Origin of the sequence: Pseudomonas sp. MD195_PC81_125 (assembly GCF_014060985.1) — a bacterium.
In the GTDB taxonomy this organism is placed as follows: domain Bacteria; phylum Pseudomonadota; class Gammaproteobacteria; order Pseudomonadales; family Pseudomonadaceae; genus Aquipseudomonas; species Aquipseudomonas parakoreensis.
The window spans coordinates 1-5,055 of the sequence record NZ_JABULD010000337.1 but is presented as its reverse complement, the minus strand read 5'-3'; the positions used below and the strand labels follow the sequence as shown (position 1 = coordinate 5,055).

The 5,055-nt window shown below is 62.1% G+C and carries 5 protein-coding genes and 1 pseudogene; all 6 read left to right on the top strand.

The window, feature by feature from the left end:
• The first annotated feature begins 237 nt into the window (after positions 1–237).
• Positions 238–876 carry an NADPH-dependent FMN reductase gene (gene ssuE, locus HT737_RS13920; RefSeq protein WP_182402923.1) on the top strand — a complete coding sequence of 213 codons (639 nt, stop codon included), beginning with the start codon at positions 238–240 and terminating at the stop codon, positions 874–876.
• Between the two features lie 88 nt (positions 877–964).
• Positions 965–1,945, top strand: a complete 981-nt coding sequence (locus HT737_RS13915; protein ID WP_047297202.1) for a sulfonate ABC transporter substrate-binding protein — start codon at positions 965–967, stop codon at positions 1,943–1,945.
• A gap of 25 nt (positions 1,946–1,970) precedes the next feature.
• Positions 1,971–3,120, top strand: a pseudogene (gene ssuD / locus HT737_RS13910) (FMNH2-dependent alkanesulfonate monooxygenase).
• 8 nt (positions 3,121–3,128) lie between these two features.
• Positions 3,129–3,911, top strand: coding sequence for an aliphatic sulfonate ABC transporter permease SsuC (ssuC, locus tag HT737_RS13905; RefSeq protein ID WP_182402920.1), 783 nt, complete (start codon positions 3,129–3,131; stop codon positions 3,909–3,911).
• A complete protein-coding gene (gene ssuB, locus HT737_RS13900; protein ID WP_121182528.1) occupies positions 3,908–4,714 on the top strand; it encodes an aliphatic sulfonates ABC transporter ATP-binding protein in 807 nt (268 codons plus the stop codon). Before ssuC ends, ssuB begins: the two co-directional genes overlap by 4 nt.
• A 33-nt stretch (positions 4,715–4,747) precedes the next feature.
• Positions 4,748–4,963: a molybdopterin-binding protein gene (locus HT737_RS13895; RefSeq protein WP_007967989.1), complete on the top strand. Its 216-nt coding sequence runs from the start codon at positions 4,748–4,750 to the stop codon at positions 4,961–4,963.
• Positions 4,964–5,055: the final 92 nt, after the last annotated feature.

Below are 5,055 nucleotides of genomic sequence, written 5' to 3'. Positions count from 1 at the left end.
GGCTCCGCTCCCACATTTGAAATGCAGTCCCCTGTGGGAGCGAGCCTGCTCGCGAAGGCGTCAGTCCGGGCAGTACAGAATTCAGAACCACTAAGCAGGGGATTTCAGGCCGTTTTCACGGCCTGTTTTTTTGCCCGGAACAAAGCAAACCTCATATCTCTTAAACGCATAACCAAATGAATAAATATGATTTATGGATATATAAATCAGCTGGTAAGGTCACTCCATCGAAGCGAGATCGCAACCCGCGAATCGCCTGTAACGCGCAAGGAATCGTCTGAATGCTGGTCGTCCTCACTCGGTGGCAGTCCCAGCCAGCGCTCTCGTTCCGGGGTGTTGCTGGAGCGCTCGCAACGCTGGTTGCAGGAGCAGGGGGTGGAAGTGGTGAGTTATCAGGTGCGGGACTTCCCGGCCGAAGACTTGCTCCACGCCCGCTTCGACAGCCCGAAGGTGCTCGACCTGCTGGCGCAGATTGAAAACGCTGACGGTCTGCTGATCGCCACGCCGGTGTACAAGGCGTCGTTTTCCGGGGCGCTGAAGACCGTGCTCGATCTGCTCCCGGAGCGCGCCTTGAACCACAAGATTGTCCTGCCGATGGCCACTGGCGGCAGCATCGCCCACATGCTGGTGGTCGATTACGCCCTCAAGCCCGTGCTGTCGGCATTGAAAGCCCAGGAAATGCTGCAAGGGATTTTTGCCGAGGACAGCCAGATTGCTTACGGCGAAGGCAGTGCCCAGGCGCAACTGGCGCCGGCGCTGGAGCAGCGTCTGCACGAAGCACTGGAGCAGTTTGTCAGTGCCATGGCCCGCCGGCCGAAACCGCTGGAGCCGGGACTGTTGAATGAACGTTTGTTGAGTGCTCGCTGGAGCATTTAAGCCTCACCGAAATTGAAGTACTGGCCTTACTCGCCCGCCAACGGGCAAGCAGGTGCAGCCAAAACCCAACAGCAAAAAGGAGAGCGCTATGCGCACTGTATTTTTGCGTCGTGGTCTGGTCGCTCTGTTTGCTGCGGCTGTGTCCTTCGGCGCCATCACCCAGGCTCAGGCCGAGACGCTAAGAATCGGTTATCAGAAGTACGGCACGCTGGTGCTGCTCAAGGCCAAAGGCACACTGGAAAAACGTCTGGCCGCCCAAGGCGTGGACGTGCAATGGACTGAATTCCCCGGCGGCCCGCAACTGCTCGAAGGCCTGAACGTCGGCTCGATCGACTTCGGTGTTACCGGCGAAACCCCACCGGTATTCGCTCAGGCTGCCGGCGCTGACCTGCTCTATGTCGCCTACGAACCGCCAGCGCCGAACAGCGAAGCGATCCTCGTACCGAAAGACTCGCCGATCAAATCGGTCGCCGATCTGAAGGGCAAGAAAGTCGCGCTGAACAAAGGCTCCAACGTGCACTACTTGCTGGTGCGCGCCCTTGAAGACGCCGGCCTCAAATACGCCGATATCCAGACCGTGTACCTGCCGCCGGCCGATGCCCGCGCCGCGTTCGAACGTGGCAGCGTCGACGCCTGGGTGATCTGGGATCCGTACCAGGCCGCTGCCGAGCAACAGCTGCAAGCGCACACCCTGCGTGACGGCAAAGGCATCGTCGACAACCATCAGTTCTACCTCGCGACCAAACCTTACGCGCAGAAAAATCCCGAGGTGATCAAGACCCTCGTCGAAGAAGTGCGCGCCGTGGGCGAGTGGTCCAAAGCCAATCCTGAAGACGTGACCCGACAGGTCGCGCCACTGCTTGGCCTGCCGGCTGACATCACCCTGACCTCGGTGAAACGCCAGGGCTACGGTGCGCTGTTCCTGACCCCGGACGTGGTCGCCGCGCAACAGAAAATCGCCGACACCTTCTACCAGCTCAAGCTGATTCCCAAGCCGTTGAGCATCAAGGATGTGATCTGGACACCACCGGCCGCTGTGGCCCAAAGCTCGGTCAGCCAAGCCCAGTAAATCGAATCCCCAAGGAGACCACTCCATGAGCCTTAACATCTTCTGGTTCCTGCCTACCCACGGCGACGGCCATTACCTTGGCACCGCCGAAGGCGCCCGCGCCGTTGACCACGGTTATCTGCAACAGGTCGCGCAAGCGGCGGATCGTCTGGGTTTTGGCGGCGTGCTGATTCCCACCGGCCGTTCGTGCGAAGACTCGTGGCTGGTGGCCGCGTCGTTGATCCCGGTGACCCAGCGTCTGAAATTCCTTGTCGCCCTGCGCCCCCGGGATCATTTCCCCGACGGTGGCGGCGCGGCAGGCAGCGACCCTGGATCGTCTGTCCGGCGGTCGCGCGCTGTTCAACCTGGTGACCGGTGGCGACCCGGAAGAATTGGCCGGTGATGGTCTGTTCCTCGATCACGAAGCGCGTTATCAGGCTTCGGTGGAATTCACCCGCATCTGGCGTCGGGTGCTGGAAGGCGAAACCGTCGATTACGACGGCGAACACATCAGCGTGAAGGGCGCCAAACTGCTCTATCCGCCGATCCAGCAACCGCGTCCGCCGCTGTACTTCGGCGGCTCTTCGGAAGCGGCGCAGGATCTCGCTGCCGAACAGGTCGAGATGGTCCTGACCTGGGGCGAACCGCCAGCGGCGGTGGCCGAGAAGATCGAGCAGGTGCGCGCCAAGGCAGCCAGGCTCGGGCGTACCGTGCGCTTCGGCATTCGTCTGCATGTGATCGTGCGCGAAACCAACGCCGAAGCCTGGCAAGCAGCCGACCGGCTGATCTCGCATCTGGACGACGACACCATCAAACGTGCGCAAGCATCGCTGGCGCGCTTCGACTCGGTCGGCCAGCAACGCATGGCCGCGCTGCACGGCGGCAGTCGCGACAACCTCGAAGTCAGCCCCAACCTGTGGGCCGGCGTCGGTCTGGTGCGCGGCGGCGCCGGTACCGCGCTGGTCGGCGATGGTCCGACCGTGGCCGCCCGCGTGAAGGAGTACGCGGATCTGGGGATCGATACGTTCATCTTCTCCGGTTATCCACACCTCGAAGAGTCGTACCGCGTCGCTGAACTGCTGTTCCCGCACCTCGACATCGAGCGTCCGGAGCTGCCGAAAAGCGCCGGTTATGTCAGCCCGTTCGGCGAGATGGTGGCCAACGACATTCTTCCCAAAGCCGCGTCGCAGAGCTGAGGCGCGCCATGAAGAAACTTATCCACAACCTCGCGCCCTGGGCGTTGCCGGTGTTGTTGCTGGCGGTGTGGCAGTTGTCGGTGTCGGCCGGTTGGTTGTCGACGCGGATTCTGCCGGCACCGGTGGCGGTGATCGAGGCCGGTGTCAGCCTGGTGCGCAGCGGCGAAATCTGGACGCACCTGGCAATCAGCGGCTGGCGCGCCGCGCTGGGCTTCACCATCGGTGGCAGCATCGGCCTGGTGCTGGGCTTCATTACCGGCCTGTCGAAGTGGGGCGAACGCCTGCTCGACAGTTCGGTGCAGATGATCCGCAACGTGCCGCACCTGGCGCTGATTCCGCTGGTGATCCTGTGGTTCGGCATCGACGAGTCGGCGAAGATTTTCCTGGTGGCGCTGGGCACGTTGTTCCCGATCTACCTCAACACTTATCACGGCATCCGCAACGTTGATCCGGCGTTGGTGGAGATGGCGCGCAGTTATGGCTTGAGCGGTTTCAGCCTGTTCTGGCAGGTGATTCTGCCGGGTGCGTTGCCTTCGATTCTGGTCGGTGTGCGCTTTGCGCTGGGCTTCATGTGGTTGACGCTGATCGTTGCCGAAACAATCTCCGCCAGCTCCGGCATCGGCTATCTGGCGATGAATGCCCGGGAGTTTTTACAGACCGATGTGGTGGTGCTGGCGATCCTGCTTTACGCGGTGCTCGGCAAACTCGCCGACCTCGCGGCCCGTGGACTTGAACGTGTGTGGTTGCGCTGGCACCCGGCTTACCAGGTTGCCAGGGGAGGTGCGGCATGACTGCTCAACAACCTCCACGCCTGCTGCGCGGGATTCCGCTGGTGGTGCGCAACCTGCAGAAAACCTTTGGTGCGCGGCAGGTGCTGCGCGACATCGACCTGCACATTCCAGCGGGGCAATTCGTCGCCGTGGTCGGGCGCAGCGGGTGCGGCAAGAGCACGTTCCTGCGTCTGCTCGCCGGCCTCGATCAACCGACGGGCGGCGACCTGTTGGCCGGTGCCGCACCGCTGAGCGATGCGAGGGAAGACACCCGGCTGATGTTCCAGGAAGCCCGGCTGCTGCCGTGGAAAAAGATCATCGATAACGTTGGCCTCGGCCTTAACGGCAACTGGCGCCCGCAAGCGCTGGAGGCACTGGAAGCGGTGGGCCTGGCCGATCGTGCCAGCGAATGGCCGGCCGCCTTGTCCGGTGGGCAGAAGCAGCGTGTGGCGCTGGCCCGCGCGCTGATTCATCAACCGCGCCTGCTGCTGCTCGACGAGCCGCTGGGTGCGCTGGATGCGCTGACCCGGATCGAGATGCAGCAACTGATCGAACGCCTCTGGCAACAGCATGGCTTCACCGTGCTGCTGGTGACCCATGACGTCAGCGAAGCGGTGGCGATTGCCGACCGGGTGATTCTGATCGAGGACGGCGAAGTCGGCCTCGACCTGCCAGTGGAGCTGCCACGTCCGCGCGTGCGCGGATCGCATCGACTGGCGGCGCTGGAAACCGAAGTGCTCAACCGTGTTCTGTCCCTGCCCGGCGAGCCGCCGGAGCCGGAACCTGTTTCACCACTGCCTACGCAATTGCGCTGGGCTCAATAACTCAAGTTACCTCCAACGACAGGAATCAAAGCCATGACTATCAAAGCCATCAACGTGCGCAACCAGTTCAAAGGCTCGATCAAGGAGATCGTTCTCGGCGACGTGCTGTCGGAAATCGACGTGCAGACCGCCTCCGGCATCGTCACTTCGGTGATCACCACCCGCTCGGTCAAGGAGCTGGAACTGGCGGTGGGCAGCGAAGTGATCGCCTTCGTGAAATCCACCGAGGTGTCGATCGCCAAGTTGTAAGCCTGTGAGTAAAAAAATAACCCCGAAAGGCGTGAGCCCTTCGGGGTTTTTGTACCTGGTCTTGAAATCGGCTGAGCGGCCTTCGCGAGCAG